This window comes from Streptomyces sp. P1-3, assembly GCF_050613155.1.
Classification (GTDB): Bacteria; Actinomycetota; Actinomycetes; order Streptomycetales; family Streptomycetaceae; genus Streptomyces.
In genome coordinates, this window is record NZ_CP192512.1 from 1 (window position 1) to 24886 (window position 24886).

Consider the following 24886-nt stretch of genomic DNA (forward strand, 5'->3'; position numbering starts at 1 on the left):
CAACACCCGTGCTGCGCACGGGTGTTGCGCTCCCGCTCCGCGGGAGCGCTGACGGGCCGCTGCGCGGCCCGCACCCCTGGTGCTGCGCACCAGGGGTGACGCTCTGTCCGCTGCACTCCCAGAGCTATGGGGCTACGCCCCAGTGTTTCCGGGCTTCCGCTTCGCTCCAGCCCGGGACGGCGGGTCCGCTGCGCTCCCCCGCCTCAACGGTCCTTCCGGCTGCGCCTCCAGGACCGCCTGGGCCCCGCTGGCGCGGGCCGGGCTGGCTGCGAGGGTGGAGGTCGCTCGTTCGTGTGGGTTCCAGTGTACCGCGTGCATCAGGTTGATGCGGCATGTACCCTTGGCGGAAACACGGGACACCCCTAACCACCCGGGAACCTCCCCAGAATTCCGATAGGAACGACCGCAGATGACCGGTCACCACAAATCTACCCGGACCCGATCCCGCGCTGAGCAGCGATTCTCTGCGCCGGGTGACTCAGTACCAGACTGCGGGCGTGAACGCCCGGTTGAAGGTGTTCACGCTCCTGGAGGCCCAAGGCGTGCCCGCGAGCGAGGCGGACGACCTGGTGGCCGCGCTGGAGGTCGGAGCGATCGCCGGGGCGCAGAGCGAGGTAGTCGAGCTGGACGGCATGGCGCCGGCCTCGCGGGGCGAGGTGTTCGCGGACGGCTGGGATGACGGCGTGACGGCCGTGAGCGAGGTCCTGGTGGGCATCGCAGACCGGGACTGGTCCCGGCGTGGCGGCCGGTCGGCCGGGGCCGCTGAACTGGCCGTACATCTCGCGGACGTGAGGCAGCGTGAGCGGACTGACCTGGTGCGGCTGGAGAGGTTCGTCCGAGAGTCCGTACTGCCGCGCACCCATCCGCACACCACGGCGCGGCGCAGGGTGCTGGAGGCGCTGGGCAAGGCCGGCGGTCTGTGCACCGCGCGGACGAGGAACAGCGACGGGGACGTCATTGTCTGCACGCTCGATGCCGGGCACTACGACCCGGACGACAAGCCGCCCTTCAAGGGCGGAAAGCCCGGCGGCTGGCACAAGGCAGATGCGTCGATCTGGAACGACTTGGGCGCGGCCTGCATTCCGCACGCGGCCCTCTGAAAGACCGCAGGATTTGACCGCTCGGGGAGGCAAGGAAATGTCAGAAATTCAGCTCAAGGAACACCAGGTAGACCAGCGCTCCGCGTTTCGTAGGTGGGTTGGATTCCCTGCAAGGTCATCTGTGCCCCCTCAGGGTGCCCGGGGCACGATCGTGTCAGCGACCGGATCGGGCAAGACGATCACGGCCGCCGCGTGCGCGCTGGAGTCGTTCGCGGACGGCAGGATCCTCGTCACCGTCCCGACCCTGGACCTGCTCGCGCAGACCGCCCAGGCGTGGCGCCTGGTGGGCCACCGGGCCCCGATGGTCGCCGTGTGCTCGCTGGAGAACGACGCGGTCCTCAACTCGCTGGGAGTGCACACCACCACGAACCCGATCCAGCTGGCCCTGTGGGCCGGGCACGGGCCCGTGGTCGTGTTCGCCACGTATGCCTCGCTGGTGGACCGCGAGGACATCGACGCCCCCGAGGGCCAGCGGAAGGTTCGCGGGCCGCTGGAGGCCGCTCTGGCGGGCGGAGAGCGGCTGTACGGGCAGCAGATGGCAGGCTTCGACCTCGCGATCGTGGATGAGGCCCACGGAACTGCTGGTGATCTTGGGCGGCCGTGGGCGGCGATCCACGACAACGCCCGCATCCCCGCCGACTTCCGGCTCTACCTCACCGCGACCCCGCGCATCCTCGCCGCAGCCCGGCCCCAGAAGGGCGCGGACGCCCAGGAGGCGGAGATCGCGACCATGGCCGACGACCCGGAGGGCACGTACGGCGCGTGGCTCGCAGAACTCGGACTCTCGGAGGCGATCGAGCGCGAGATCCTCGCCGGATTCGAGATCGACGTCCTGGAGATCCGCGATCCCTCGCCCGTCCTCGGGGAGTCGGAGGAGGCGCGGCGGGGCCGGCGCCTGGCGCTCCTGCAGACCGCGCTCCTGGAGCACGCGGCGGCGTACAACCTCCGTACGGTCATGACGTTCCACCAGAAGGTGGAGGAGGCCGCCGCGTTCGCGGAGAAGCTGCCGGAGACCGCTGCCGAGCTGTACGTCAACGACGCCTCGGACGACGGCCTGACGGCCGCGGACCGGCTGCCGAAGTCGTCGATCGACGCGGAGTTCTACGAACTCGAGGCCGGCCGCCACGTCCCGCCGGACCGGGTGTGGTCGGCGTGGCTGTGCGGCGACCACCTCGTAGCCGAGCGGCGCGAGGTCCTGCGCCAGTTCGCCAACGGCATCGACGCGGCCGGGCGCCGGGTGCACCGGGCGTTCCTCGCCAGCGTTCGCGTGCTCGGGGAGGGCGTGGACATCACCGGCGAGCGGGGCGTGGAAGCCGTCTGCTTCGCGGACACCCGCGGCTCGCAGGTGGAGATCGTGCAGAACATCGGCCGGGCGCTCCGGCTCAACAAGGACGGCACCACGAAGGTGGCCAGGATCATCGTGCCGGTGTTCCTGGAGCCCGGCGAGGACCCGACCGACATGGTCGCCTCCGCCAGCTTCCGGCCCCTTGTGGCGGTCCTCCAGGGCCTGCGCAGCCACGACGAGCGCCTGGTCGAGCAGCTCGCCTCCCGTGCCCTCACCAGCGGGCAGCGCAAGGTCCACGTCCGGCGTGACGAGGACGGGCAGATCGTCGGGGCCGGCGGCGAGGGCGACGGCGAGGACCAGGAGCAGGGCGACACGCAGGCCGCCGCCGAAGCGGCGCTGCTCCACTTCTCTTCTCCCCGCGACGCAGCGACCATCGCGGCGTTCCTGCGCACCCGGGTGTACCGGCCGGAGTCGCTGGTGTGGCTGGAGGGCTACCAGGCTCTGCTGCGGTGGCGGGCGGAGAACGAGATCACCGGCGTCTACGCCGTGCCCTACGACGTTGAGGTCGAAGTGGGGGTGACGAAGGATTTTCCGCTTGGTCGATGGGTGCACCAGCAGCGGAAGGCGCTGCGGGCGGGTGAGCTGGAGGAGCGGCGCAAGACCCTGCTGGACGCGCCGGAGGCCGGGATGGTCTGGGAGCCGGGCGAGGAGGCGTGGGAGGCCAAGCTCGCCGCGCTGCGGTCGTACCGGCGGGCGACCGGACACCTCGCGCCCCGGCAGGACGCGGTCTGGGGCGAGGGCGAAGCGATGGTGCCCATCGGCCAGCACATGGCGAACCTGCGCCGGAAGGGCGGGCTCGGCAAGGACCCGAAGCGTGCGCAGGAGCGCGCGGAGCAGCTGGCGGCGATCGACCCGGACTGGAACTGCCCCTGGCCGCTGAGCTGGCAGCGCCACTACCGGGTGCTCGCCGACCTGGTCGACGCCGACGGCGTCCTGCCCTACATCGCGCCGGGCGTCGTCTTCGAGGGCGACGACATCGGCACGTGGCGGTGGCGGCAGCAGGAACCCGGCACCTGGGCGCAACTCCTGCCCGAGCAGCAGGAGCGGCTGACCATGCTGGGCATCAAGGGGACTGAGGCCCCGTCTCTCGCCCCGGCGGCGGCTGGAGCGGCGAAGGGTCCGAGCAAGGCGCAGCAGGCGTTCCAACGCGGCCTGGCAGCCCTCAGGCAGTGGGTGGAGAGGGAAGGCGCGGCGCGGCCGGTGCCGCGCGGTCACAGCGAAGAGATCGCGATCGACGGCGAGGCAGAGCCGGTGGCAGTGAAGCTGGGGGTGTGGATTTCGAACACCAAGTCGAGGCGCGACAAGCTCACGGCGGAGCAACTCACCGCGCTCGCCGCGCTCGGACTGGAATGGGCGAGGACGTAGAAGCCACTCGGGCTACTGTGCGTCGATGCAGGGCCCTTGGGCACGGAAGCGCGCGCGGGTTTCGGGCCAGGGCGTCGCGCTGTCGTGGCCGGAGCAGCCGACGCCTCCGCAAAGAGGTCGTGAGTCGCGCGTCGGCCTGCCGTTGATCAGCGCCACCCGCCCGTACGCCTCGTAGCGCTCGCGGCTGTCCTCGCCGTCCACAAGATCATTGGCGAGCTCCTGCTTGGTGGAGCGCATGAGATCCGCGATCGGAACACCCCACCTGCTGCGGATCACGGCTACGAGCTGCGCCTTGGAGTGGGCGCGCATCAGAGCGTTTCTCCGCTGGAGCAGCTCGTTGGCGAGCTCGGCTTCCGCTGCGGGAATCGGCGTGATCGAGTCACGGATGTACTCGGGGTCCTCGTCCGCGTCGAAGATCATGATGCAGGCCGCGTGCGGCGCGAAGACGACGATCTCATCTGGATTCTCAGCCTGTGCCTCGGCGGTGGCACGTACCCAGTTGAGGGCTTCGTGGTAGCTGAAGTGTGTGCCATGCTCGCGTGCGGTGCGCTGGAGTTCGCGGGCGCGCTGCTGCTCGGTAGTGCGTTTGGTCATGGACGGGTCCTCTCGGCACCGGGTCCTCACCCCCACACGGCAACCCCGGCTCGATGGATCCTCAAGGTGTTCGTCAAGCGGTCCGTTGATCCCGGAAGACCTTCCACCAGTGTTCCGGGCAGTGTGGGTGTCCGGGGTGCGGTGTGGGCGTCGGCGAAGCCCAGGGCGTCAGCCCTGCGGGCAGGATACCGGCTCGGCCGTCGGCTCTTCCCTTCGTTGGCGACGACGAAGGCGGTGGTGTTCTCCGCGTACGGGTCGTTCGGCTCATGTGCGTGCCGGACGGCGTCGCGGACAAGGCGCAGCCGAAGGACCGCGCCAGTTCTCCATCCGGCGGAGTGCTCCCGCCTCGCCCTTTTGGGGCTCGATACCAGAAGGACAACACCGGGATGCCGGCGACGTCCGTCGTGACCCGCGCTGCCAGCTTGTCGCCGGTGCCCAGTAGGAGACGCCCGTGATCACTCAGCTCAGGGCGGCCGGACCAGGCGGATTGCCCTCGGGCCAGGGTCGGCGGCCAGCCCTGCCGAGACGGTCATGATTTCGCCCAGACCATGGTGGATCCACTCGTAAGTAACACGGATGCATCCAGGCTCAGTGTCTTCCTCGTGGTTTCGTCACTGAGTACTTCGGCGTCAGGGATCAGCTCTGCCTTTTACTCCCATAGCTCCGATCAAGTGCGGCTTGTGGGGCTCGTGTCGGGGATGTAGTGAGCGACTCCTGCGTACGACATTCCCAGAGAGGCAGTGAGCACCTTGATGTCGAGCTCGTCCGCGAGGGTGAGGAGGCGGGTGGAGCGAAGGATGCGGGGCAGCAGGCCGACGGGGGCCAGGCTGTCGCGGATGTGCGCGGCGCCGGCGGGGCCACGGGTGGTGCGGGTGAGCCGGGTGACGAGCAGATGAGGGTTATTCGAGCGGAGCTGACCGCGGTGCTCTTGGCAGCGCTGTAGAGCTGTCCAGGTCGCGGGGTCCAATGGGATGGCCACCGCTCTGCCGGGGAACTGGACGGCGTGGCGGACGGTGTCGATCTCGCTGCTGGTGAGCAGGCGTAGTTCGGTGGAGGTTGCCGCGTGGAGCAGGGCGGCAAGTCCGATGAACGCCTCATGCGGATGGGTGTCCAGGTTGGTGCTCCACCTTCGGTACAGGGCCTGCTGCTCGGACAACGTCAGAGTGGGTCCGTGAAATCCCCGGTGCTGCGCGGCGGTCACGGAGCCGGTGGGGTCGTGAAGGACCGCTTGGGTGCGGTGTGCGTAGGAGAAGAACTGGCGCAGTCCCGCGAGCCAGGACGCGCGGCGTGCGGGGTTTTTCGCCAGGAAGGCTTCCAGGTGTGCTGTGCTGACGCTTGCCCAGCTCGTGTGCCCTCGGGCGTGGAGGTGGATTGCCAGGTCGCGGACGGTGTCCAGGCGGATCTCGATGGTCTTCAGCTGGTTCGGCCGCAGCCCCAGCTGCCGGGCCTGTTCGCGCTGGGCCAGTAAGGAGTGAGCGAATCCCCAGACCTCGGGGCGCAGCGGGGCGGGGGCGGCCTCGATACGGCGCTCGCGGCGTACGGCTGCCTTGGTGTCCGCCAGGTCGTCGGGCGGGATGAGTCGGCCGTGGGCGCGGAAGAAGTCCGTGAGCGCCCCGACGAGCTGGGGACTGTCCTGGCGGGCACGTGTGAGCAGGTCAGAGGGGCTGATCGCGGTGGTGGTGAGGAGCAGGCGTGCGGTGTCGGCGATGACATCGGCTGCGTAGAGCGGGTGGCGCTGGGTTGCGAGGTGCGCGGCGAAATCAGCCCACCACGAGGGTGGTTGGGGCATGCGGCGCGCCCAGCCGGCCGCGCGGGTCAGCACCGTGTGGGGCGAATGCTCGTAGCAGCGCTTGCACAGTCCTTTGGCCCACTGGCCGCTGCTGCCGCACCCGGCGCAGCGGGCCGGTGCTGGGGCGGTAGCCGGGTCGATGCAGGCCCGGCAGCGTTGGGTCGCCGGGGCCAGGGTCCGTCGTCGTCCGCAGTGCTGGCACTGGCCGCGTGCGGGTTGTCCGGCGGCCCGGCGTCTGCATGCCGCGCACAGCAGCTCCGTCGAGCGCCGGGATGCTCCACAGTCGGAGCACGTACGTGAGCACCAGGCGCAGCGGCCTGTGTCGGCGCGCAGCCATCGCAGCTTGTGGCAGGCGGTACAGCGGCCCTGGACGGCATCGGTTGCGGTGGCTGTCATCGGGAAGTGTCTGATGGCCGGACGAGGTAGGGGCAAGAGTTCAGCCGTGGTTTCACAGCGGGGGCAGGGACCGGTTCAGCGGCGCGGGTGCCGGGGCTACGGCGAAGGGCGACGGTAGGGCCGAGGCGGGTGCAGCGCGGGGCGAAGGCGAGGGGCCGGGCTGCGGCACGGTCTCGCGCAGGGTCAGGAGGTCGCCGGGGGTGCAGTCCAGGGCGGTGCACAACGCGGCCAGCGTGGACAGCTTCACCTGGGACGGCTGCTTGGTGAACAGCGCGGACACCGACGCTGCGGACAGCTCGAGGCCCGCTCGCTCGGCCAGCAGGCGGCGCAGCTCGGTTCCCGTCCAGACTCCGCGCTGTGCTGCGGTCATCCGCAGCTTCCACTCCACCTGTGTTCCCGTGCTCGTGCTCGTGTGCGGGGTGGGGTGCGATTCGGGAGCGGTCATTGCTGTTGCCCCTCTCGTCCTTCAGCCGGCCAGGCCGGTGACAGCGGTGAGTGTGGCGCGGCGCCAGGCGTCCTCGATGAAGGTGTGTGAGGGTTTGACGTAGGCCATGGTCGAGGCGATGTGCCGGTGGCCGAGGAGCTGCTGGACGGCGAGGAGGTCCATACCCTGCTCGTACTGGTGGGTCGCGCAGGCGCGGCGCAGCGCGTGCGGTGTGAACCGCTCTGCCGAGGACCTGCCTTCGAGATCGAGAAGGCGGGCGAGTCGGTCGCGTACGGTCTCCGGCTTCAGCGCATCGCCCTGTCCGTCGCAGAACAGCGGTGCGCTGTCAGGGAAGAGCGGACGGACGTCACTTTGGTACCAGTCCAGGATCTGGTCGAGCCCGTCGAGCAGCGGAGTCCATCTCGGGCGCGGGCCCGATGTGTTCGCGGCCTTGCCGAACCGCACATGCAGCTTCCCCGACGGCCCCAGCAGGGGGTGGACGTCACACCGGTCGAGGCGGACCAGCTCACTCACCCGTACCCCTGAGTGGTACAGAGTGCGCAGCAGCGCGTAATCCCGCGCCGCAGCAGGGTAGTGCGGGGTGGCTGCGAGGCGGGCGCGCGCGAAGCCGAAGAACCCCTGCAGACGCTCGGCCGTGGGCGGCAGTCGGAGGGCGGGCGAGTCATCGCTGATATGCCGCAGCCGGTTGAACCGGTCCAGCGGATCACCGACCGGCACTCCATACAGCGCCCGGATCTGTGTGGTGTAGCGGTCCTGGACGAAGCCGTGGAACGCACGCAGCATCTGCAGATACTGGCGTCGAGTGCCCGGTGCCCGGCCCGCCACCACCAGAGCACGGAGCATCGCGTCCACATCCGACGCCTCGATCTCCCACACCGGCCGGTCGAAGCGGTCCAGCACACGTTCCAGCAGCGCCGCGTAGCAACGGACCGTCGTCGGAGAGAACCCGCGTACCACCCACGTCGACGCAAACGCCGCCACGCACTCGGCCTGGAAGGCCCACATATCCGGAACATCGCTGCTGCTGGCCGGGCTGGCGAGCCCGCCATCGATCAGCCGGAGAACCCGCTCCCCCATACCCCACCACCATCTCGTGACTACTCATTCAGGCGGCACCTGAACAACACGCGCACTACCGAAGCAATCAACGAGTCACCAGCGGAAAGGCAACGCCACCAAACGGCCAACCCCGCAACCCACACAATGGCGGCGTCAGCCGCTGAGCGTCATCGAGAAACAGCACACCCGGCTCGGCCAGTGCCCGCGTCAGAGCCTGGCTGGCCGGCCCGGCCCGGTGTGGCAGCGCCCCCGCCGGCAGCCCGCGCGCTTCACACAGCGAGGCCCGAAGCTGCGGCAGACCGGGTGCCACGCCGGCCACCGCCCGCCACACCGGCACCCGGCCGGGCAGAAGATGCAACGCCTGCTCGACGGCGACCGTCTTCCCCAGGCCCGTGTCCCCGTACACACAGCACATCCCGCGGGCCGCGACCGTATGCCCCACAGCCTCCGCCACAGCGGCCACCTGCCGGGTCGACACCAGCCGGACCCCCGGCACGTACAACCGCACACCGCCGCCCCGCACCCCAGCATCCGCGGCGTCCTCCGGCACCGGCACGTCGGCGGGCGGCCCGTCGATAACAAGCGGACCACCCGCCCCGTCCACGAGCCCCAAATCCGCCAGCGCCCGGTCATACCGGCTCGGCTCCAACCCAGCCCGGCCCCCTGCCGGGCGCGCCACTTCAAGCACCCGGCCCGCCCCCAGATCCCGCTTGATCACCCGGTGCAACGTCGGCAGCGAGGGCACACAATCTGCACCCCACCCCTCCAAGGCCCCCTCTTCCTGGGCCCGGAGCATCCTGCGGCGCAACTCTGCGACGTTCCCGCCCGCCTGAGCGAGGACCTCCCACAACGCGTCACTCAGCGAAAACCCGTCCTGTCGCGGCCGTGCCTCGACAAGGCCCCGGCGTCCATCGGCCAGCCACCGCCACACCGTCCGCTCCGACACCCCTGCCAGCTCCGCCGCGATCCGCACATGCAACCGCGACAGCGTCCCCTCCTCATCCACGGCAAGAAGCCGCCGCACCACCACACCCCGCGCCAACGACCCACCGCTGGCCGGCGCAACAACAGCCGCCCCCGCCCCGCCCTCGGCAACACCCGCCGGAACGCCCTGAACCGTCATACAGCCCAGCCCACCCGAACCGGCCAGCCCCTCACATAGGAACAGCGAAAGCCATGACAGCCAGCAACCAGACCTGCTAACCGCCCCACAACAGCCGCTTGGTCACCCCATGACAGCGACCACAACCCCGCCCCACACCCGCTACCAGGACATCGACACCGCAATTTCCGCTGACGCCCACCCGCTGCCACCCCACCGCCCACTCATACCGACGAGCCTGACGGCCGGCCCCCGACATCCCGCCCGGCGTCCTGTTCGAAGGCGACGGCCTCGGACGATGGGTGCAACGGCAGGGGCGCTCCTGGGCGGGGGTGTCCGAGGAAGCAGCAGCACCGGCTCACCAAGCTCGGCGTAACACCCGCCCAGCGGCCCTCCCCAGCCGCAGCCGTCAAGCGCGCCCCAGCGGCACGTCCCGGTGAGTGTCTGGCAACCGGGACATGCCGTGGCGGGAGGGTCAGTCGACGAGGGCGAGAGCGGGTTCGTCCGCCCGCTGATGCGCCGGCTGGTCCACCGACTTGGCGGTCTCGGGCCGCCCCAGCACGCCCGTCAGAGCGATGAGCAGGCCGAGGGCAGACAGGACGGTCACGGCGAGCAGTGCCGGGGTGAAGCCGGCGAGCAGAGCGTCCGGGCCGGTCTTACCCTCGCCGCCGGCGGTCAGGACAGCGGTGACGACAGCGAGCCCGATAGCGCCGCCGACCTGTGTGGAGGTGTTCAGCAAGCCGCCGGCCAGGCCCTGCTCGTGGTCCGGGACCCCTGCGGTGGCCTGGATGTTGAAGGACGCGAACGCCAGAGTGAACCCGACACCGAGCAGGATCATGCTGGGCAGCACACCGGCCACGTACGGGGCGTCCCGGTCGATGACCAGGAAGAGCACGTAGGCGACGAGGTGAGCCATCACGCCACCGGCGATAGTGCGCGAGGTGCCGACCCGTGCAACCAGGCGGTCCATGCGCGGCGAGCCGAACGCGACGATCACCGCGGCTGGAAGGAAGCCCAATGCGGTCTGGAGCGCCGACCACTGCAGTACCGACTGCAGGTAGAGCATGACGACGAACTGGAAGCCGATGTAGCCGCCGAAGAACACCGATATGCCCAGGTTGGCCCGTGCCAGTGCGCCCGAGCGGAGGATGCCGAGGCGGACCAGGGGGTGCTTGCTGCGGCGTTCGATCATGACGAAGGCGATCAGTAGTGCCGCGGCGAGGGCGAACTGGATCAGCGTGTTGGGCGCGGCCCAGCCGGCTTCCGGCGCTTCGACGACGGTGTAGACCAGGAGCAGCATTCCGGCGACCGAGGTGATCGCGCCGGGCAGGTCGTAGCCGCCGGCGGACCGGGGGCCGTCCTTGGGCAGCAGACGGCTGGCCGCGATCCACGCGATGAGTGCGATCGGTACCGGCAGGAAGAACGTCCACCGCCAGCCGACCTCGGTCAGCACTCCGGAGAGCACCAGCCCGGCCGAGTAGCCGCTGGCCCCGAAGACGGAGAAGATGCCCAGTGCCTTGTTGCGCGCCGGCCCCTCGGCGAACGTGGTGGTGATGATGGATAGCGCGGCAGGTGCGGTGAACGCGGCCGCCATGCCCTTGAGGATGCGGGTGGCGATCAGCAGGGCTCCGGAGTCGACCATGCCGCCGACCAGTGAGGCGAGGGCGAACACGGCTACCGCCGTCAAGAAGACGCGGCGGCGTCCGAGCAGATCGGCGGCGCGTCCCCCCAGCAGCAGCAGCCCACCGTAGCTGAGGACATAACCGCTGACGACCCACTGCAACGCACTGGTGGACAGGCCCAGTTCGGCCTGGATGGAGGGGAGCGCGACGCCCACCATCGACACATCGAGCGCGTCGAGCCCGATGACGAGGGAGGCGGTGAGCAGGACGCCCCACAACTTTGGCGTCCACCCGGAGGCGGAGGTGGTGACGGGTACGGAAGGACTCATGAGCGCCACAATTACATGCACACGCATCGCATGCAAGTGCATTTAATTCTTGCGCATCAAATGCGGGCGCATGCTACCCTTGGCCCATGACCGGTAGCTCGGAGCAAGAGCTGGTCGAGGAGTGGCACGGCCTTCTCGCTCGGCACGCCGCCGTACACAACGCCCTAGAGTGCGAACTGAAAGCCGACCACGACATCGGCGTCAGCGAGTTCGAGGCACTCGAACTCCTCGCCACCACCGAGCACGGCAAATGCCGAGGCCAAGACCTCTCAGGCGTCGTACACCTGAGCCAGAGCGCCGCATCCCGACTCGTCGCCAGACTGGAACGCGACGGCTTGGTAGAACGCGTCATGTGCGAACTCGACCGCCGCGGCATCTTCGTCATCCTCACCGACGAAGGCCGCAGACGACACACCCAAGCAAAACCCACACACCGATCCGTCCTCGCACGAACACTCCGAGGCGACCAGTGACCAGCCACACCACAAGCGCCGGCCACCCTGGAACGGCACTCTCGACTACGCCGACACCCACCCGCACTGTCCGCAACAACGACAGCACCACCAACACCAGACCATAAGCGGCCAGACTCCCTCCCCCGGCTCGCCGCCGCCAGCCGCGACGCTCCGCGCCATTGGCCAGTCAGGCGCCGGAGTCGAGCACGTTGGCGTCGACAGTGGCACCGATGGCGCATCCGGGGACGGCCTCGTCTGAGGTGAACGCGCAAGAGACCGTTCCACTCACTCGGACACACTGATCTGCGGCTTGGACGGGGACAGCGAGGCCGATGATCAGCAGGGCCAGTAAGGCAGCGGCGGTCAGGATGGCCTCGGCCATGTTGAGCGCCTCGTCGAGCATGACCTCCTGGCCCCGCCGGAGGTCCTCCAGCTCGACGCTGGAGCTGTCGTTCACCCAGTTTGCGGCCCCGGGGAAGACGTCGGCGGTGCCGTCCTCGCTCGCCTACAGGAAGACCTCGAAGCCGGCCGGCGGCTGCGCGCGCCGGTCGACCTCCTCCTTGAAAGCCACGATCTGGCCCCGCCTCACGGAGCATGTTTGCGAGCTGCTCGTTCTGAGCGGAGAGTCCAGCCAGATTCGTCTGGAGCTCGACGAGCCGCTCCTCGGACGCGCCAGCGCAGCATCGGCGCGGGCCGGCGCTCCCCGCTCGATACTGCGCAGCCCGGTCCAGCCTGCCCCGATCCGGTGTCGGGAAACAGCCGACCGCCTCCGCCCGAGCGGCGGTGTGTCCGCTGGAGCCGGCGGCCAGGAGCGGGCAGCCAGCCGGACAAGGCTGTACGGCGGGACGGGCACAGCCGGCCAATGGTTGGCGGTGGAAGTCACGGCCCGAGGTCGGGAGGCGGCCAAGGCGAACAGGGCGTGCGAACGGGGTGGGCTTCGGCAGGCAGGCGGCAGGGCGGTGCCAGACACCGTCGAGTACGGTCCGGACCCGTCCCTTGAGGAGTCGAGCCTGTGAGCGGTAGCCGTCCGCCGAGGACTTGACGGAATCAGCCCCATCACGCACCTCAGCCCGGCACGATGATCGTCGTGCAGACGGAGACGTTGGTGGGGCTGATCGGTTTCGGGGGCGCCGTGGTCGGTGCCGGAGGCGCTCTCGTGGGCGCGTGGCTCCAGCAGCACCACCAAGCCAGGACCGCACAGGCCCAGCGAGTCGAGGACCGGGCCCGGGAGGCGGGGAACAACGCCCTGGCCGAACTGCTCGTACTACGACGGCTCGTCACGGAGAACGTTCACGCGAACCTGGACGAGGAGATACCCCGGTGGCGGAGCGTCGCTCAGCGCCACACGGACGCCGCGGAGATGGCACTCCTGCTGATGCCTCAGGCCGAAGAGGTCCGAGCGCGGGTCATCGGGGCTCTGCACCTCGCCGAGCGTGCTCTCGCCTTCGCGGCCCGAGCAGCCCTGGGCCTTCATGTGGAAAAGCTCCACCTGTACAGCTGCTCCAACGAAGCGATACAGGTCCTGGCCGCCTTCATGCGAGGCGATCCGCTCCCGAAGCCTTCCAGGTGGATACGGAGTACAGAGGAGGACTTGAAGCGGCAGCCTCACGCGCCGCTCTGACCCCGTCTTGGCGCGGCGAGAGAGAATGGATCCCAGGCTCCGGACCGGTCGGCGCCTCCGACTCCGCCCGGGGCCCCGGACTGACGGCGGCGCGGCAGCCCCGACTGAGGCGCCTGGGCCGAGCGGGCCCCCGGTCCCCGGTCTCGGTCCACGCCGTACGCAGGCCGCAGCTCAGTGCGGAGCACGTCACTTGCCGCATACTCGAACGCACACATGATTCTGGTGTGAGTACCCCCTTTCCATCCCCCTGCTCGCAGCCCAGCTGGAGCTGAGCTGCACCGGACGCGGGCTGAGTACGACGCGCTGTACCGGAGGCCGTGGACCCGTTGGACGGCCGGTACGACACCGACAGGTGGCAGTCCCGTCGGCGGGCCGCCTCCCCTGGATACACCGTGGAGCACAAGGGCCGAGGCCCAGCGACTGCACGGCCGCTTGCGGGAGCTGTCGGTCCACGTTCTTGGACCTGTCTGAAGCAGGGCCGAGGTCGTCGATGCGCGGATGCGGCTCAAGCACGCCCACGAAACCCAGGACGCCACCGGCACCGCGGACTGACCCGTCCATGAACCCCTCCAGCGGCAGCGGCCTGCCCAGGCCGGGGTGCAGGGCGATCCGGCCGGACTGCGGATGATGGGCGGCCAGGGCGGTGTGCGAGTGGATCGCACCGTCGCCGCGGTCGATGACCACGGTGACGGGTGGTGGCGTGGCGGGCCGCATGGTGGTCAGGCAAGGCGGCTGAAGGCCCAACGCGACAGTCCCTGGTCGACGCGGGGGGCGGCCGGTGCGGGCCAGGGCGGTGCGAGCGTCCGCGGCCATCAGGTCGGCTCGGAGCGACGCCCGGCTGACGGCCGGCCGCGGCGGCCGCCGGGGGTCCTGGGCGGCTCCACAGCCTGGGCGTGGACGCGGCTCCACAGCCTGGGCGTGGACCTGGTCGAGCAGGTCGCGGTGGCGGTAGAGGACGGCGCGGTCGACGCCAGCGCGGCGGGCGATCGCTGCGATGCTGACCGGGGAGCCACACTTCGTGGCCTCGGCGAGGGCGGCGAGCACGCGGCTGCGGCGTCGGCCGGTGTCGGCTCGCCGGCCTTCCAACAGGGCCTGGACGGCGGGGCCGGTCGGGGTCATGCGGGTCGCTCCGGTCATAGGTCGGGCAGGGGCTGGGGGACGCGGGGCATGCGAAGAAAGCCCTCGCGGGTCTTGCGGACCATGGCTGCGGCCTGCTGGATCTCGGCGCGTTCGGCGTCGGTAGGCTGGTCCGGCGTCGGTGAGCTGGTCGACTTCCTCGGTGACGCGACGGATCAGCCGCCGGACGCGGGCGATCTCCTCGCCGGACGGGGTGCCCTCGGCACGGGCCCAGTCGTCGGCCTCGGTCATCGACCGCAGCCTCTCCCGCTGGCGCAGCAGACCGTCAGACACGAGCCCGAGCCGAGGAACCGGCCAAGGTCGGCTGATCACTCCGGGGTCCCGCTCGAGGGCGGCCCGCCGCCCACCGGGCGCCGGGGCGCGCCTCGCCGACGTCCCGGTCAACGCCGACCCTGCCGAGGCGCGGACCGCCGTGGCCGCCATGGTGGCGGGACTCGCGCGGGACTTCCACGGAGCCGACGTCGAAGTGACGTGGAATCCGCCCCGGGAACCCTGGGCCTGGACCGCCCAGGTCACCCTTGTCGCGACCGCGCCGAACACCTGAGGTTGGACGACAAGCTTGCCGGTTCATCGTCCCCGTCGCCGGTTCACGTTGCGGGCCCCCTCGTCGGCCGTTGGCCTCGGCTACGCCGCCGGGTCGCGGGTATGTTGCTTCGAGGTGTGGTCCGTCTCAGCGTCTGGTCCGTCCTGGTGGGACCGGCGAAAGGCCGTCCGTCCCGCGTATGGCGGGCCGGGCGGCCTTTCTTGGGTTGTATGGCGGTGTGGACGGGCGATGGGGTGTCTGCTGCCGTCGCGGCACTTCGCGCCGGCTGGGCTCATGTCCCCAGGGTCAGCAGGGCCGCGAGGGCCGGCCCGAAGGCGCCGCCCAGTTGGTAGGCGAGGTTGAAGAGGCCGATGGTGGTGGGGCGGTCGGGGGCGGGAGTGGCCTGGGCGGCGTGCACCGCGAGGACTCCGTTACCGGCCGTCGTGGCGAAGACCGCCAGGGAGGCGGCGAGGAGGAGCAGGGGGGCCCACGGGGTGAGGAGGGTGGTGAGGGGGGCCAGGGCACCGAGGACGAGGAGGATCGTGATGACCCGGGGGCGGTTCATCCGGGCCGACGCGGCCGCGAGGAGCCATGAGAGCAAGGAGCCGACGAGCAGGGCGGCCATCTGGCCCGCGCCGATGGCCGGGATCGACCAGTCGGTGCGGTCGCGAAGCAGCTGGGGGATCGTGAACAGCAGGGTGAAGTACGAGGTCGACAGGGCCATCGCGAGCAGGGCGGACACCGCGAACACCGGGCTGCGGAGCACCGCGAGGGGCGCGAAGCCGTGGGGGACCGCGCGTACGTGGAGGCCGAAGAGTACGGCTCCCAGGAACGCGGCGGGCAGCGCCGTCAGCGGGTAGCGCGGCAGGAACACCAGCGCCGTCGCGGTCAGGACGAGGAGCAGGGCGCCGCGGGCGTCGAAGGGCGTTCGCATCGTGGGGGCCGTGGTGTCCGCCCCGCGCAGTACCGCGGGGACGGCCAGCAGTCCGAGCACGGACACAGAGAGCGAGAGGCGCCAGGAGACGGTCTCGGCGATGAGCGAGCCGAGCAGCGGACCGACCGCGCCCAGGACTCCGAAGCCGGCCGTGATGACGCCCATCCGTCGGGCCGAGCCCGCCAGGCTCATCGCCACGGTCACCAGACCCGCGCCGCCCACGGCCTGGGCCGCACGGCCGCCCATCACCAGGGGCAGCCATGGTGAGAAGGCCACCAGCACCGTGCCCACCACGACGGCCGCGGTGCTCGTGTGCAGGGCGGCGCGCAGGCCGCGGCGACGCAGTACGTTCGCCATCAGTGGGGTGCCGACGGCCATCGCCCAGGCGAAGGCGGTGACGATCCAGGTGACCGTGGCGGTGCGGACGTTCAGCGCGGCCGCCATGTCCGGGAGGATCAGTACCGGGCTGTTGGCGCTCAGGGCGACCGGCGTGGCCAGCAGTGCGAGCCACAGGACCGGAGGCGGGGACGCCACCGGGGAGGAGGTCGTCGTAGCGGCCTTCGTACGGGTCAGCAAGGACATGGCGGTCTCCATCGGCAAAGGAGCAGAGGCAGGAGCAGGAGGCAGGGGGGTTCAGACAGTGGTGACGACGTCCTCGTAGGCGAGGCGCGGGGAGCGCGGGTACCACGCGTTCTCGCCCGGCTTGCCGATGTTGACGACCATCAGCGGGGTGTGGTCGTCGTCCAGGAACTCCTTCTGGAGGCCGGCGTGGTCGAAGCCGGTCATCGGGCCTGCGGCCAAGCCCGCGGCGCGCACGCCGAGGAGGAAGTACGCGGCCTGGAGCACGCCGTTGAGCAGCGCGGTCCTCTCGCGCACCGGGCGCTCAGCGAAGACCATCTCTGCGGCCTGCGGGAAGTGCGGGAGCAGCGAGGGGAGTTCTTCGTGGAACTCGTTGTCAGTGGCAAGGATCGCGACGAGCGGCGCCGCCCCCGTCTTGGCCCGGTTCCCTTCGTCCATCAGTGCCGCCAGCCGCCGCCGGGCCTTGAGGGACCGCACGAGGATCACTCGCAGAGGGTTGGCGTTGTAGGCGGTGGGGGCGTACTTGACGAGGTCGTGGACGGCGCGCACCTGCCCCTCGGTCACCGGCTCGTCGGCGAAGGTGCTGGCGGTGCGGGCCTCCCGGAAGAGGAGGTCCTGGGCTATGGGGTCGAGTACGAGGCTCATGGTGTGCCGCTCCAGTCCTTCAGCGTTAACAATCTCAACGTTGAAATAAAAGCACGACTGTCATCTCAGCGTCAAGTGTCTTAACATTGAGATTATGTTCGCTGAGATGAACAGGGAGGAGCCGTGATGAGCGATGCCGTGGACGCGATCGTCGGGCAGTGGGAGAAGGAACGCCCCGACCTGATCCCCCACCTGTGGCCGGTCCACGCACTGGCCCGGATCCAGCGACTCGCGCGCGTGGTCGAGAAGAGCTGCAAGACGACGGCCACCCGGCACGGCTTGGACTACGGCGAGTTCGACGTGCTCACCACGCTCAAGCGCTCCGGCCCGCCGTACCAACTGACCGCCGGCGCCTTCCTCAAGGCCGCCATGGTGACTTCCGGCGCCATCACCAACCGCATCGACAAGATGGAGGCCAAAGGCCTGGTCGAACGCGTCAGGGAGGGCAGCGACCGCCGGATCGTGTACATCCGCCTCACCGAGCACGGCGCCGCCGTCATCGACTCCGCGATGGTCGACCACCTACGCAACTACGAGCGGCTACTGGCCGACGTCAACCGCGAGACGGTCACACGAGCCGCAGACGCGCTGCGCGAAATCAGCGAGGCCCTCGGGGACACGTCGATCACCTGACCCCACACACGCCACGCCTGCCCCAGCGCCGGATCCGGCCCGTGATCCCCCAATCCACCGACTCAGGCCGTCGCTGGCAGCCTCAAGGTGCTGCACATCCTCTACACGGTGACGCCCTGTCTGTTCGCAGGCGTCTGGGTAGAGGTCGGCCGGAGTGACCGAGCCGGGCACAGGCGTGGGATGGCGGATCGCCGCGATGTCACCTCGACCTTGCCCGAGCTCCACTCCAGGGTGAGCCCGGCGGTGACCACGTCGAAGTCCTGCCGCAGGCCGCGAGCCATGCCGCACAGCGGCTTGAGCCAGGTGTTCTCGGCCCGGGTGAGCCAGTCGTCAGAGTCGCAGCCGCGGCGCCCGGCCACCATCCGGGTGAAGGAGCGTGTGCAGCCGGGCCGACGGCCTCCAATTCGGGGCAGTGAGCGAGGAGTTGCTTGAGCTTGAGCGCATTCGTCTCGTCGATCTTGTCCGGGTGTGCGGTCAGCAACCAGGTGGCCTGGCAGGTCGCTCATCGCATCAGCAGCGGCAGCCCGGTCAGCACGACCCAGCCGGCTCCGCCGGCCGCCAGCAAGGCGGTCGGCCAGCCTGCCCCGGCGGCGAGTGTCAGACCGCCGACGACGGCGGCGGCGAGCAGTGCGAGGGTGAGCGCGACCAGCGATCGGACGTCGAACAGCGGCATGCCATGTCCTTCCTTTGCACCTCGGGGGTCTGTGCGGCCAGTTTGCGGTTCGGCGGCCCTGTGGAGGGCAAGGGCGAACGACTCCGAAAGACCTCGAATGGTCGGCGAGATTTCCGAACAGGCCTCCCCAGATACGCTGATGACTCACCGTCGGCCTGCGCGTGAGGAGAAGCATGGCAACCCCACAGGCGACCCCCGAACCACTCCTCCGCTTCTGTGGCAGCCTGCGTGAACTGAAGTTCATCTCGGGCGCCCCCTCACTCGGCGACCTGAAACGGCGGATGCCCGGACGCCCCGCCGCGAGCACGCTCAGCCCTCTGTTCGCCGGGAAGATCCGCCGGGCCCCGCGTTGGGAGCTCGTGCGCGAACTAGTCGGTGCCTGCCGAGAGCACGCGCAGGCCAACGGCATCGCCCTCCCCGAGGATCTCGGCTCCCTGGAGGCCTGGCGCCGACGCCACGAGGACCTGGTCCGAGCTCTGGACGGTGGGGCGGCGCAGCGGTCGCCCGACGAACTCGGCCGACTGCTGCGCCTGGCAACGGGCAACCGTCCGCCTAGCCTCGGCGACCTCGCCGACAGTGACCTGGGTGTGTCCCAGCCGCTCCCCCGCGCGGGTTCCGGATACTTAGCCCGGGCCGACTTTGACGAGGAGATGCGCAGCATGCTGTCCCTCGAAGGCCCGCCGTACCCGTATGCCATTGCATACGGAGAGGACGGTGCGGGCAAGACCCGGTCGGCCGTCGAGGCGTTGCGCGCCGTGTTCCCCGCCGAGACCCCCGTGCTGATTCCGCACGACGGTGCCGCGGTGTCCGAGCTGCGCTCCATCACGGATTCACCGGGCCGCCTCGGGCGGCCGGTCGTGGTCTGGCTGGACGACCTGACGGTCGCCGACCTGGAGCACCTGACGCCGGAGCTGTTGGAGTGGCTCTCCGGCTGGGCGGTGAGCGCTGGAACCATCCCCGCGCGCCGGTGCTGGGAGATCCTCCAGGGAACCGACTCGGAGGCAGGGGATGTCGCCCGGGCTGCGCTGCGCAGCGCAAATCTCGTTCACCTGCCGCTCGAACTCAGCGAAGCCGAACGGGCTGAGGCTGTCTGGCACTTCGAGGGCGGTGTCGTGCCCAGGAGTTTCGCCGAGGCGGCGGACGTCTCGCAGCCACGGGAGATGCTGCTGCGGCTGAACACCGCGCGGTCGGCCAACCCGGTGGGCGTCTCCGTCGTCCATGCCGCGATCGACTGCCACCGGGCAGGTCTGGTACGGGGGTTGACGCGCGACGAACTACTCCGGCTGCTCCCGTCGTATCTGACGTCGCTGGGTGCTCCCGCCGCCACCGAGGCCCAGTTCGAGAAGGGACTGGCTTGGGCCCGGGATCCGGTCGCCAGGGGCTGGGCCCTGCTCCAGCCCTCGGCGGACGTGGCTGGTGAGTCCCGCTGGAAGGCGGCGCCGGAGCTGGTCGGCGAGGCCGGCTTCGGGCCGGTGCCGGGCTTCGTGTGGACGGAGGTGATGGACATGGCCACGCCCGAGGAGTGCCTGGGGATCGGCTACCAGGCCGCGAACAAGGATGCCCTGGTGTACGCGGCCGCCGCCTTCACCAAGGCCGTAGAGCATGAGGAGCACCGCTCGTACGCCCTGCTGGGGCTCGGGCAGACGAGGAAGCTGCTCGGTTCCCGTACGGCCGCCGAGGAGGCCTTCCGGAGCGTCATCGAGACAGGGGAGCTCGCCGAGCGGGCGGAGGCCGCCGTCCGGCTCGGCGATCTGCTGCGGCGGGAAGGCGACACCGTGGGGGCCGAGGAGGCATGGCGCCTGGCAGCCGCGACCGGGGACGAGTATCACGCACCGATGGCTCTTCACCAGCTGGCCCTGATGCTGGTGGGGCAACGTGTCTTCACGGAAGAGACCGAGTCGCTCTTCCGGGAGGCCGCCGCGAGCGGTCACACTGAGCTCGCTCCGCGGTCGTGGGCCATGGTGGCGACGCTGCGCGAGTACCGCGGCGATCTGCACGGTGCCCTGGATGCGTATGAGCGGGCCGCGGAGTGGGACAACCCGGACGTGATGGCGTTACTGGAGGAGAGGGTCCCCGAACTGCACGCCCGTATGGCCAAGTTGGTGGAGGTGCGCGGCAGCGGGACCGATGCGGGGGAAGACGCGGAGGCCGTTCTGGACCAGGCCGAGCGCCTGTGGGGGCTAGGGGACCGGGAGGGCGCGATGGCCGCCTTCCGTGACGCCGCGGACAGCGAGGACCCGGACGTACGCGCCCGTGCCTTGTTCGGCGCAGCCGGAATCCTCGCGGCCGCGAAGCAGACCGACGAGGCGTGTGAGGCCTACGAGGCCGTCGCGGAGTGCGGTGTGCCCCACTGGACGGCCGAGGCGCTGTTCGAACTCGGGGTGCTCCTGGACGAGAGGGGGGACTGGCCGGGGGCGCATCGGGCCTGGTCAAGGGTAATGAAGATCGATGTGTCCCAAAAGTCTGAACGCGCCGCAGTGAACATCGGTCTGCTGGAGCTTCGGGCCGGCGACGACGACGCGGCGACGAGAGCCTTCCTTCGGGCCGTGGAGTCTCGGGACCCGATGGTCCGGGCAAAGGCGGCTCTGAACCTGGCCCTACTGGGGAGCGACGGAGGCGCGGACGACGAAGCCGTCGACACTTGGTACCGGATCGCCGTCGAGACGGAGGACCTGGAGTTCATGCCGCAGGCCGCGCTCGCCCTGGGAGGCCGCCTGGTGGCTCGGGGGCTTCGTGCCGAACCGAGGCGGCTGATCGAGAAGGCGATCGAATCTGGCGATCCGGAGTCGGCGGTCCGGGGGCCACTGGTGCTGGGCATGATCCATGAGTGCGACGGGGACGTGGACGGTGCCGCGGCCCTGTACCGCAAGGTGATCGAGTGCGGACACGCAGAGCATTCCATCTACGCCCATGTGCTCCTCGGACGCCTCTGCCTGCGCACCAAGCGCATGGACGCGGCTCGCTGGCACCTGCGGGCCGCACTGACCGCGGGACATCCCGAGCACTCACCGGACGCGGGACTCCTGCTCGCGCGCATGCACCAGGGGAACGGCGACAACGACGAGGCCGAGCTGGTATTGCGCCAGCTCATGGCGACGGGCCACTCGGAGGTGGCCCCTGAGGCGGGGCAACTACTCGGAGACGTACTGGCACGCAGCGGCCGCCCCGAGGAAGCGCGGCACGTGTGGGAATGGGTGATCGAACAGGGCCGGGAGCCGAACGCGCGCAACGCACGCGCCCGGCTCGCGGCACTCGAGGACGACGGTGACTGAACCGCGGTGGCCTCAGAGCGCGAGGAACTCCGGCCGGGCGCAGAACTTCCTTCGGCCGCTCAGCGTGCACCTTCGTACCTGGGCGACCTCCACGCCCCTCGGGACTGTTGGGGGATGGCGAGGAGACATCCGGGTCCCACCGTCCGCCACCGTCAGCACGTTCACGCAGCCGTTCAGGTCGCCGCCGCTCGACGCCCCGCTCGCACGGCGGCTGGTCACCCATCAGATGGGCGTGGCGGGCTCAGGCCAGGGCAGCGGCGGCTGCTCCTTCGTCCAGCCAGTCGTTGTCAAAGAGCGCGGCAAGGAGCTGGTCGTGCTCGGCGCTGAGCTGGCCGGCGCGTTTCTTGGTGCGGGCCTTGGCGAACCAGGGGCCGATCCGCACCGTCTCGCCGTCGACCGTGATCTCCTCGCGGGCGGTCGGGGGGCGGCGTTCGCGGTGGAGGAAGAGCTCGAGGAGCTGGACCATCTGTTCGAAGGTGCGCCGTGTGCGGCGGGCGGGGGTGAGGGGGTTGGTGTCCGGGGTCAGGCCGATGGCCGTGAGGAGGTCCTGTTGGCGGCGATCGAGGCGGTTGAAGCCGGTGAGCTGGCGAGTCAGCCAGCTGCCGATCTTCACTGTGCCGAGGAGCGTGGCTGTGTGGAGGGTGGCTGGGTCGTGGCCGGCTGCTAGGTGGGCGCGCAGGAGGTGGTATTTGCGGTGCCAGTCCGGGCCGTGTGGGAGCTGCCAATCGGGGTCGATCGACTCCAGGTCGGCGGTGCGGGCAGGGGCGAGCTCGCCGCAGGAGGCGAGGGAGCGTTGTCGTACCTCGGGCCAGACCGCCGCCCGACGCGGCACCCGATCATCCTCACAGTCATACCTGGTCGCGACGGCGCAGTGGCGTTTCAGCCGATTGATGCCGCACTCGACGGCATGCCGTTCGCCGTAGTCGATCTTGCAGAACTTGGGTGGCCTCTGCGGTGGCGGATCTGGTCGGTCTTCTCCGGGATCGTGCAGGTGATGCCGTCAGTCTGACCAGGCGCCGCCGAACCGATCATGCGTCACCGGGATACTGGCCGCCATGACGAGAACCCCGGACGCCGCCGAAGCACCCGCATCAAGATCCGCACCAGTGCGCTGGTGTTCTGCGGCGACGACGTCGCCCTCATCCGCCGCGACCGCGCCAACTCCGTGCACTACACCACCATCGGCGGCAACGTCGACAAGGCCGAGCCACTGCCCGGCACCCTGCGCCGCGAGTTCGCCGAGGAGCTCCGCACCGACCCCGACCAAGCCGAGGGCGGGTCAACTCCTCTGGGTCATCGACCAGCGCATCACCCGTCCCGGGCCGACGCCACCGCCCCGCAAGCTGCACCTGGTCTGCCGCTTCCACCTCACCAAGGACGTCCGCGCTCAACTCGCCGATCAGGAGTTCGACGAGCTGCCCGACGGTTCCCACGACGTCTGGCACCATCGAGTGGGTCGACTACCGCCAGGTGGCCGGGCTGCCGGTGTTCCCCCCGATCGGCGAGGCCCTGGCCGCCCTGGCTTCCCCACACGCCACCGTCACCGAAGCCGCGCTGCCAGCCGTCACCGACGACAACTACACCTGGGTGTAGACCGGCGGAATGCCCTATGCCCTGACAGGGCGAGGCGCACGAAGGGCGCGTCGCACCGCCGTCTACGCCTGGCGCCTGGCGAACCATCCCAAAGTTGCGCTACCAGTGACGCAGATCCTTGGCCATCTGCTCGTACCACTCCGCGCGGCGCCCGCCTGCGGGCTTATGCCCCAGGGCCACCACCGGGTCGGTGATGCCGTAGGTGAGCCGGTACAGCATCACCTGCGTGGCGGTCTCCAGCCACTTCTGGGTTCCGGCAGCCGGCGGCGTCGCCCCGAGCACCGTCACGAACCATGCGGGCATCAAGGCCCTGGCGCTGATGGCGTCGGCCACTCGGCTGCGCAGCGCCAGGAGCAGCTTCTGCTCCGCCTTCTCCCCCGCAGCGATCAAGCCTTGCTTCTCAGCACGGGCCTTTGCGTCGGCCGCCAGGGCGTTGTCCGCCTTCTCCCGGTGGTCGGCCTGCCGGTCCAGCTCCTGGCGCAGGCGCTGCTCCTGCGTGAGGGCCTCTCCGAGCTCCGTCACAGCTCCTGCGCGTTCCCCGGAGGTGCCGGTCAGCTTTCCTACCGCGGCTATCACCTTGGTCTGGTGTTGGCGGTGCTGCGTGACGGTCGCTTCGAATCTCTGCACCCGCTGCTGGTGCATCGACCGTTCGTGCGCGCTGAGCAGGACGCTGCTCGCCTCTCGGCCGCGGTCGATCGCCCGGGCCAGTTTCCGCTGCTCGTCAGTGAAGGTGTCCAGGTCGGCAAGCTGGGCCCCGCCGGAGGCCAGCAGGTGGCCTTCCAGGAGCTGTACCTGGCCGATGAGCCGCTTCACTCCCCGGTCGGTCTCCCCGATGTGGTCGTGCAGGTCACGGTCGAGCTCCTCGATCTTGCTTTCCGCGCTGCTGATGTCGCTGCGGATGTCGCGGAGCTCGTAGTCGAGATCGTCGGTGTAGCCGAACCTCCCGCTCAGCCTCTGCAGGTCGCTCTCCAGGGAATCGATCCTGTCGTCCAGGTCCCGGATCTGGCGGTCGTATTCGCCGGTCACGTCGTCTGTCCCTTCGGCTGGGTTCCGTCGGTTGCCAGGCCGATCACGATCCAGCCGAACAGGATGGCGATGATGAACCACGCGGAGAGCACTCCTAGGCTCACCAGTGCGACCAGCAGGCACAACACGTGCAGGCCAGCCGCAGCCCTGCGCTGGTAGGCGTGCTGGGCGATGGTGACCTTCACCGTCCAGCCCGCCAGGGTGGCCAGCAGATGCGGTACGAGGAGGACGAACCACCACGCTGAGTTCTCCAGGACGAACACCGCGGTGATCAAGGCGGCCGCCACGGCCACCTCGGCACGCCAGGACCACCGCACGAACCGTTCACTGCGCTCGCGTTGCGGTTCAGCCAGCCGGGCTGGCAACTGCCTCTCGAAGTGGATGAGCCGCTCAGCCTCTGCCACCAGCTTCTCGTACTCCGCATCGAACGCCACGTCGTTCTGCTCGAGACGGCTCACCCGTACGTGCCGCTCGCTCAGCGCTTTACGCAATCGTTGATGCTCTTGGTTCAGCTCACGCTCATTACTGCCCACTCTTCCCCCACCCCGCGGTGCCCGAACTGTCCACGCCGCCGACCAGCAACGTGATCAGAAGTTCCAAAGAGCACTGAAGGTACCGGTCGCAACCACGTCTCGCGCGCGCAGGGGGT

General features: G+C 69.9%; 20 protein-coding genes and 2 pseudogenes. 8 read left to right on the forward strand and 14 right to left on the reverse strand.

Translation table 11 applies throughout. The features are described 5' to 3' along the window. Nucleotides 1-497: 497 nt before the first annotated feature. Together ACQUSR_RS00005 and ACQUSR_RS00010 are read left to right on the forward strand one after the other, a co-directional pair. Nucleotides 498-1100, forward strand: coding sequence for a hypothetical protein (locus ACQUSR_RS00005; protein WP_431040441.1), 603 nt, complete (start codon nt 498-500; stop codon nt 1098-1100). Nucleotides 1101-1137: 37 nt separating this feature from the next. Continuing rightward, nucleotides 1138-3810 (forward strand): Helicase associated domain protein, encoded by a 2673-nt coding sequence (locus ACQUSR_RS00010; protein WP_431040442.1) that lies wholly within the window; start codon nt 1138-1140, stop codon nt 3808-3810. A 12-nt stretch (nt 3811-3822) separates the two neighbouring features. On the opposite strand, the gene ACQUSR_RS00015 is transcribed toward ACQUSR_RS00010, so the two are convergent. The 6 genes from ACQUSR_RS00015 to ACQUSR_RS00040 all read right to left on the reverse strand — a co-directional run bounded on the left by ACQUSR_RS00015 (nt 3823) and on the right by ACQUSR_RS00040 (nt 11146). Continuing rightward, nucleotides 3823-4404, reverse strand: coding sequence for a hypothetical protein (locus ACQUSR_RS00015; protein ID WP_431040443.1), 582 nt, complete (start codon nt 4402-4404; stop codon nt 3823-3825). 667 nt (nt 4405-5071) lie between these two features. Beyond that, nucleotides 5072-6193, reverse strand: a complete 1122-nt coding sequence (locus tag ACQUSR_RS00020) for an integrase (RefSeq protein WP_431040444.1) — start codon at nt 6191-6193, stop codon at nt 5072-5074. Nucleotides 6194-6641: 448 nt separating this feature from the next. Further along, complete coding sequence (locus tag ACQUSR_RS00025; RefSeq protein ID WP_431040445.1) at nt 6642-7034, reverse strand: helix-turn-helix domain-containing protein; 393 nt, start codon at nt 7032-7034, stop codon at nt 6642-6644. 21 nt (nt 7035-7055) lie between these two features. Beyond that, the gene (locus tag ACQUSR_RS00030) at nt 7056-8111 is read right to left on the reverse strand and encodes a tyrosine-type recombinase/integrase (RefSeq protein ID WP_431040446.1); all 1056 of its coding nucleotides are present in this window, start codon (nt 8109-8111) and stop codon (nt 7056-7058) included. 67 nt (nt 8112-8178) lie between these two features. Beyond that, nucleotides 8179-9216, reverse strand: a complete 1038-nt coding sequence (locus tag ACQUSR_RS00035; protein ID WP_431040447.1) for an AAA family ATPase — start codon at nt 9214-9216, stop codon at nt 8179-8181. Between the two features lie 454 nt (nt 9217-9670). Next, a complete protein-coding gene (locus ACQUSR_RS00040; protein WP_431040448.1) occupies nt 9671-11146 on the reverse strand; it encodes an MFS transporter in 1476 nt (491 codons plus the stop codon). Between the two features lie 86 nt (nt 11147-11232). Between ACQUSR_RS00040 and ACQUSR_RS00045 the strand changes: the two genes are divergently transcribed. Then, nucleotides 11233-11619, forward strand: coding sequence for a MarR family winged helix-turn-helix transcriptional regulator (locus tag ACQUSR_RS00045; RefSeq protein ID WP_431040449.1), 387 nt, complete (start codon nt 11233-11235; stop codon nt 11617-11619). Nucleotides 11620-11968: 349 nt separating this feature from the next. On the opposite strand, the pseudogene ACQUSR_RS00050 reads toward ACQUSR_RS00045, so the two are convergent. After that, nucleotides 11969-12266: pseudogene (locus tag ACQUSR_RS00050) on the reverse strand (proteasome ATPase); the annotation flags it as partial. A gap of 422 nt (nt 12267-12688) precedes the next feature. Here ACQUSR_RS00050 and ACQUSR_RS00055 point away from each other — a divergent pair. Both ACQUSR_RS00055 and ACQUSR_RS00060 read left to right on the forward strand, forming a co-directional pair. Continuing rightward, a complete protein-coding gene (locus tag ACQUSR_RS00055) occupies nt 12689-13222 on the forward strand; it encodes a hypothetical protein (protein WP_431040450.1) in 534 nt (177 codons plus the stop codon). Nucleotides 13223-14501: 1279 nt separating this feature from the next. Then, nucleotides 14502-14903 (forward strand): hypothetical protein, encoded by a 402-nt coding sequence (locus ACQUSR_RS00060; RefSeq protein WP_431040451.1) that lies wholly within the window; start codon nt 14502-14504, stop codon nt 14901-14903. Between the two features lie 271 nt (nt 14904-15174). Here the strand turns inward: ACQUSR_RS00060 and ACQUSR_RS00065 are convergent, their stop codons facing one another. Together ACQUSR_RS00065 and ACQUSR_RS00070 are read right to left on the reverse strand one after the other, a co-directional pair. Further along, entirely contained in the window at nt 15175-16398 is a 1224-nt protein-coding gene (locus tag ACQUSR_RS00065) for an MFS transporter (RefSeq protein ID WP_431040452.1), read from the reverse strand. Nucleotides 16399-16449: 51 nt separating this feature from the next. After that, a complete protein-coding gene (locus tag ACQUSR_RS00070) occupies nt 16450-17040 on the reverse strand; it encodes a malonic semialdehyde reductase (protein WP_431040453.1) in 591 nt (196 codons plus the stop codon). A 126-nt stretch (nt 17041-17166) separates the two neighbouring features. Here ACQUSR_RS00070 and ACQUSR_RS00075 point away from each other — a divergent pair, with 126 nt between their 5' ends. Continuing rightward, a complete protein-coding gene (locus tag ACQUSR_RS00075) occupies nt 17167-17673 on the forward strand; it encodes a MarR family winged helix-turn-helix transcriptional regulator (protein WP_431040454.1) in 507 nt (168 codons plus the stop codon). Between the two features lie 101 nt (nt 17674-17774). Here the strand turns inward: ACQUSR_RS00075 and ACQUSR_RS00080 are convergent, their stop codons facing one another. Further along, nucleotides 17775-18035, reverse strand: a complete 261-nt coding sequence (locus ACQUSR_RS00080) for a hypothetical protein (protein WP_431040455.1) — start codon at nt 18033-18035, stop codon at nt 17775-17777. 140 nt (nt 18036-18175) lie between these two features. Next, a complete protein-coding gene (locus ACQUSR_RS00085; RefSeq protein ID WP_431040456.1) occupies nt 18176-18346 on the reverse strand; it encodes a hypothetical protein in 171 nt (56 codons plus the stop codon). A 173-nt stretch (nt 18347-18519) separates the two neighbouring features. Here ACQUSR_RS00085 and ACQUSR_RS00090 point away from each other — a divergent pair, with 173 nt between their 5' ends. Beyond that, entirely contained in the window at nt 18520-21618 is a 3099-nt protein-coding gene (locus ACQUSR_RS00090; protein WP_431040457.1) for a tetratricopeptide repeat protein, read from the forward strand. Between the two features lie 241 nt (nt 21619-21859). Here the strand turns inward: ACQUSR_RS00090 and ACQUSR_RS00095 are convergent, their stop codons facing one another. Then, entirely contained in the window at nt 21860-22450 is a 591-nt protein-coding gene (locus ACQUSR_RS00095; protein WP_431040458.1) for a hypothetical protein, read from the reverse strand. 198 nt (nt 22451-22648) lie between these two features. Here ACQUSR_RS00095 and ACQUSR_RS00100 point away from each other — a divergent pair. Continuing rightward, nucleotides 22649-22828 (forward strand): annotated as a pseudogene (locus tag ACQUSR_RS00100) (hypothetical protein); the annotation flags it as partial. Between the two features lie 482 nt (nt 22829-23310). Here the strand turns inward: ACQUSR_RS00100 and ACQUSR_RS00105 are convergent. Next, complete coding sequence (locus ACQUSR_RS00105; protein ID WP_431040459.1) at nt 23311-24237, reverse strand: hypothetical protein; 927 nt, start codon at nt 24235-24237, stop codon at nt 23311-23313. After that, nucleotides 24234-24770, reverse strand: coding sequence for a hypothetical protein (locus tag ACQUSR_RS00110; RefSeq protein WP_431040460.1), 537 nt, complete (start codon nt 24768-24770; stop codon nt 24234-24236). Before ACQUSR_RS00110 ends, ACQUSR_RS00105 begins: the two co-directional genes overlap by 4 nt. Nucleotides 24771-24886: the final 116 nt, after the last annotated feature.

Excerpts from the sequence above, each read along its gene's own strand:
- ACQUSR_RS00085 (WP_431040456.1), bottom strand. The coding sequence starts at position 18,346 with ATGCCGCTGTTCGACGTCCGATCGCTGGTCGCGCTCACCCTCGCACTG.
- ACQUSR_RS00075 (WP_431040454.1), top strand. The coding sequence starts at position 17,167 with ATGAGCGATGCCGTGGACGCGATCGTCGGGCAGTGGGAGAAGGAACGC.
- ACQUSR_RS00020 (WP_431040444.1), bottom strand. The coding sequence starts at position 6,193 with ATGCCCCAACCACCCTCGTGGTGGGCTGATTTCGCCGCGCACCTCGCA.
- ACQUSR_RS00030 (WP_431040446.1), bottom strand. The coding sequence starts at position 8,111 with ATGGGGGAGCGGGTTCTCCGGCTGATCGATGGCGGGCTCGCCAGCCCG.
- ACQUSR_RS00025 (WP_431040445.1), bottom strand. The coding sequence starts at position 7,034 with ATGACCGCTCCCGAATCGCACCCCACCCCGCACACGAGCACGAGCACG.
- ACQUSR_RS00080 (WP_431040455.1), bottom strand. The coding sequence starts at position 18,035 with ATGGTGGCCGGGCGCCGCGGCTGCGACTCTGACGACTGGCTCACCCGG.
- ACQUSR_RS00065 (WP_431040452.1), bottom strand. The coding sequence starts at position 16,398 with ATGTCCTTGCTGACCCGTACGAAGGCCGCTACGACGACCTCCTCCCCG.
- ACQUSR_RS00035 (WP_431040447.1), bottom strand. The coding sequence starts at position 9,216 with ATGACGGTTCAGGGCGTTCCGGCGGGTGTTGCCGAGGGCGGGGCGGGG.
- ACQUSR_RS00040 (WP_431040448.1), bottom strand. The coding sequence starts at position 11,146 with ATGAGTCCTTCCGTACCCGTCACCACCTCCGCCTCCGGGTGGACGCCA.
- ACQUSR_RS00015 (WP_431040443.1), bottom strand. The coding sequence starts at position 4,404 with ATGACCAAACGCACTACCGAGCAGCAGCGCGCCCGCGAACTCCAGCGC.
- ACQUSR_RS00045 (WP_431040449.1), top strand. The coding sequence starts at position 11,233 with ATGACCGGTAGCTCGGAGCAAGAGCTGGTCGAGGAGTGGCACGGCCTT.
- ACQUSR_RS00010 (WP_431040442.1), top strand. The coding sequence starts at position 1,138 with ATGTCAGAAATTCAGCTCAAGGAACACCAGGTAGACCAGCGCTCCGCG.
- ACQUSR_RS00090 (WP_431040457.1), top strand. The coding sequence starts at position 18,520 with ATGGCAACCCCACAGGCGACCCCCGAACCACTCCTCCGCTTCTGTGGC.
- ACQUSR_RS00070 (WP_431040453.1), bottom strand. The coding sequence starts at position 17,040 with ATGAGCCTCGTACTCGACCCCATAGCCCAGGACCTCCTCTTCCGGGAG.